The sequence below is a fragment of the Streptomyces sparsus genome (genome assembly GCF_054776295.1).
Genome location: NZ_BAAHCA010000466.1, coordinates 1 through 3,818 on the forward strand (window position 1 = coordinate 1; position 3,818 = coordinate 3,818).

The following is a 3,818-nucleotide window of genomic DNA, read 5'->3' on the forward strand; positions in this document are numbered from 1 at the left end:
GTGACGCAGCTGGCGCCGGTGCCCGAGGAACCGTCCACGCCGTCCGTGGCGGCCGCGGAGGCGGGCGAGGGCTCTCCGGGTGGGGAGCCGCCCTCCGGGGCCGGCGAGGCCCGTCCCGGCAGTCTGCTGGACCGGGTACTGGGCGCCGGCTGGGACCGCCGGGCGGCCGACGGCCTCTCCTTCCTGCGCCGCCGCATCACCGGGGACTACGAGGTCGACGAGTTCGGCTACGACGAGGAACTCACCGACCAGGTGCTGATGTCGCTGCTGCGGCCGCTGTACGACACGTACTTCCGGGTGGAGGTGCGCGGCATCGAGAACATTCCCACCGAGGGCGGCGCGCTGGTGGTGGCCAACCACTCGGGCACGCTGCCGTGGGACGGACTGATGCTCCAGGCGGCCGTCCACGACGAGCATCCGGCCGGCCGCCACCTGCGGCTGCTCGCCGCGGACCTGGTGTTCGTGCTGCCGGTGGTCAACGAGCTGGCCCGCAAGGCGGGCCACACCCTGGCGTGCGCCGAGGACGCCCAGCTGCTCCTGGAGCGCGGGGAGGTCGTCGGGGTGATGCCGGAGGGCTTCAAGGGCATCGGCAAGCCGTTCTCCGACCGCTACAAGCTCCAGCGCTTCGGGCGCGGCGGGTTCGTCTCGACGGCGCTGCGGGCCCGGGTGCCGATCGTGCCGTGCTCGATCGTCGGCGCCGAGGAGATCTACCCGATGCTGGGCAACGCCCGCACCGTCGCCCGGCTGCTCGGTTTCCCGTACTTCCCGCTCACGCCGACGTTCCCCTGGCTGGGCCCGTTGGGGCTGGTGCCGCTGCCGACGAAGTGGACGATCCAGTTCGGCGAACCGATCCCCACCGACGGGTACGAGCCGGAGGCCGCGGACGACCCGATGCTGATGTTCAACCTCACCGACCAGGTGCGGGAGCGGATCCAGCACACCCTGTACAAGCTGCTGGTGCAGCGCCGCTCGGTCTTCTTCTGACGCTTCGGCGCGGTGGGCGCGGTGGGCCCGGCGAGGCCCCGAACCGGGTTCGGTGCGGCCCGTATGCCAGACGTGGATCGGCCCGGTGCTTCGAGGGAAGCACCGGGCCGATCCACGTCAGACGCGGGGTGCCCCGCGGGGCGGGGCGGACGCGTCAGCCGTCGCCGGTCTCCAGCCCGAGGCCGGGGAGGCCGCCGGGCAGCAGGGGCGGGAGGGTGATGTCGGGCGCGGGGAGCCTGGGCTTCTTCTCGCCTTCCGCCTCCTTCTCGCCGGACTCGGACGGGTTGTCCTTGGCGGGCGGTTCCAGCAGCCCTCCGCCGTCCAGCAGGCCGTCCGCCGGCTGCTCGGACCTGGAGGTGTCGGGCTGCTCGCTGCCGGCCGTCCGGCCGTCCGAGGGGCCGCTGCCCGATGGTTCGGCGGACGGTTCGCCGGGCGCCTCCTGTCCGGTGCGGTCGCCGGTGTCCGGGGTGCCCTCCGGCCGGCGTTCGCTCTTGCCGTCGGACGGCAGCAGGGTCTCGAGCGGGCCGGCGTCCTCCTCCATGGCCTCGAAGAGGTTGTTGACCTGCTCGCTGACGTCGTGCAGCTGGACGGGGAGCCGCTCCCGTAGCTGGCTCCAGCCCTTGCGGTGGGACTGAGTGAAGGCGGAGAGCGACTGGAGCGGGCCGATGCGGCCGTCGCGGGCGTGCGCCTGGTTGAGCAGCCGGTGCCCCTCGGAGGCGTTGCTCCACATCGCGTTGAGGGCCTTGCGGACCTCGGTGAGCGATTCGTGGTCGAGGGCGCCGGACTTGCCGCGTTCCATCAGGCGGCGGGCCTCGTGCATGCGGGTCGAGGCGTGGTCGAGGTGCACCACGCCGCGTTCGGCGTCGTCACCCGCGAGGTCCAGCTTGAGGTCCTCCATGCCGCGCTTGAGCCCGTAGAGGGTGTCCCCGGGCAGTGCGTCGGTACTGGCGGCTGCGACACCGCTGAAGGCCCCGGCGGCCACTCCCACGGTGAGACCCCCCGCGGCCAGGCTCTTGGTCAGCCGCGACCTGGGCCGCAGCCTGCCCAGTGGGCCGAGTGCGGCGGCGCGGTGGGAGCCCTTGCGGGAGCGGTCGCGTTGCTCGGGCACCTGGGCGCCGCCGGACGCGAACTGCGTCTCCATCGCGGCGATCAGCTGTGCCCGCTGGACCGTTTTCACCTCCTCGGCCATCTGCGGTCGGGGAACTCCACCCAGCCCCTCGGCGAGCGCGAGCATCAGTGCCTGCTCGCGCCCCTCCGCCGGCCCGCTCTGGTCGGCGGGGACGCCGGGAGCGCTGTCCTCCGTCTGGACACCTGCGCCCTCGGTGTCGCGCTCATCCAGGGCCTGGGCGAAGGCGTTGGCCCGTCGATTCGATGACACGGATCCGATCACGGGCGGCACCTCCTCTCGTCAGCACGGTTGACTCCCGGCCCCATATGGAAGGTTGCACGTTCTCCGTACCTACGCCCGAACGAGTGAGTCGGACCGGGCAGGCGGAGACCGCTGGGAGTCTGCAAACCCCACAACGAGCGGCAGCGCACTCGGGTTACGGACTGGCGATGATGTGACTGCGGTGGCAACCCGCTCGGCGGGCGGGCCGGTGGCCGGGGGCTCATGGATGGTTACCCCTGGTCATCGCGCGTCGTCCGGGAGGAGCCGGGCGAGGGTGCGGACCGCCCGGTACTGGAGGGTCTTGATCGCGCCCTCGTTCTTGCCCATCACCCTGGCCGTCTCGGCGACGGACAGGCCCTGCAGGAAGCGCAGCGTCACGCACTCCTGCTGCTGCGGGTTGAGCTTGCGCACGGCCTCGAGCAGTGCGGCGTTGGAGAGGTGCTCCAGCACGGAGTCCTCCGGGCTGCGGGCCACCTCGTTCGCGTCGAGCATCTCGCCGGTGGTCACCTCCAGCCGGAAGCGGCTGGACTTGAAGTGGTCGGCGACGAGGTTGCGGGCGATGGTGACCAGCCAGGCGCCGAAGTCGCGGCCCTGCCAGGTGAAGGTGCCGATGCGGCGCAGGGCCCGCAGGAACGTCTCGCTGGTGAGGTCCTCGGCGGTGGCTCGGCCGCCGACGCGGTAGTAGATGTAGCGGTAGACCGTGTCGCTGTACTGGTCGTAGAGCTGCCCGAAGGCTTCGGCCTCGCCGTTCTGCGCGCGTTCGACGAGGTCCATCATGCGACGGCTGTCGCTGTCCGCCGCCGGTCGGCGGGCGGTGGAGGTGCCTGCGGCCCCGGTGCGGGTTCGTCTGCCCACGGTCGGGGTGGCGGCGCTGGTGGCTCCGTCGGCCAGCGCGTAGGCGGGGCCTACGGGAGCGGGCGCGGCGAAAGCCGGGACGGCGTACACGGTGGGGACGTGGACGAGTGCGCGCAACTGGTCGGCGACCGTCGTGCGCAGCGTAGCCAGGCCCGAGGCGTCAACCCCGACGTGTGGGTACACGGGACTCCCAGAGGCAGAGCTTTCATCACGTGCAGTGCGGGTGCTCGTCGCCCCTTGAAGAGGGACACGGGGGCTCCCGGAATGCGTCTGAGGAGAATAACGCTTCGTATAGGCCGTGCTACGCCCAGTTGCCGAAATCGCCGATTCGGTTTGCTCTGGTAGTGGTTGTTGACCGATTGTTTATCGAACGCGAGTCAGTTTCTGATCACTTGGTAACCGAGTGGGACCGACTGCGGTGTCACTTGTGGTTGATCTGCTAAGTGAGGACTGCCGCGGCCACGACCGGGGCAGGTACATGCGACGGCCGACGGGCAGACCGCCGGGCGACGGCCGCCGAAGCGGCCTCAGAGGCCTTGGCCCTAGCGGCGGCGGCGTTGCAGGGCCACGGCGGCGGCGGCTCCGCCGG

At 71.6% G+C, this 3,818-nt stretch carries 3 protein-coding genes; 1 reads left to right on the forward strand and 2 read right to left on the reverse strand.

Annotated features, from left to right (window positions below; all coding sequences use genetic code 11):
- The gene (locus ACYVE9_RS18560) at window positions 1-984 is read left to right on the forward strand and encodes a lysophospholipid acyltransferase family protein (RefSeq protein WP_461029006.1); all 984 of its coding nucleotides are present in this window, start codon (window positions 1-3) and stop codon (window positions 982-984) included.
- A 154-nt stretch (window positions 985-1,138) separates the two neighbouring features.
- Here ACYVE9_RS18560 and ACYVE9_RS18565 read toward each other — a convergent pair whose 3' ends face one another.
- A complete protein-coding gene (locus ACYVE9_RS18565; protein WP_461029007.1) occupies window positions 1,139-2,374 on the reverse strand; it encodes a DUF5667 domain-containing protein in 1,236 nt (411 codons plus the stop codon).
- A 240-nt stretch (window positions 2,375-2,614) separates the two neighbouring features.
- Complete coding sequence (locus ACYVE9_RS18570) at window positions 2,615-3,412, reverse strand: ECF subfamily RNA polymerase sigma factor, BldN family (RefSeq protein WP_461029008.1); 798 nt, start codon at window positions 3,410-3,412, stop codon at window positions 2,615-2,617.
- Window positions 3,413-3,818 lie beyond the last annotated feature (406 nt).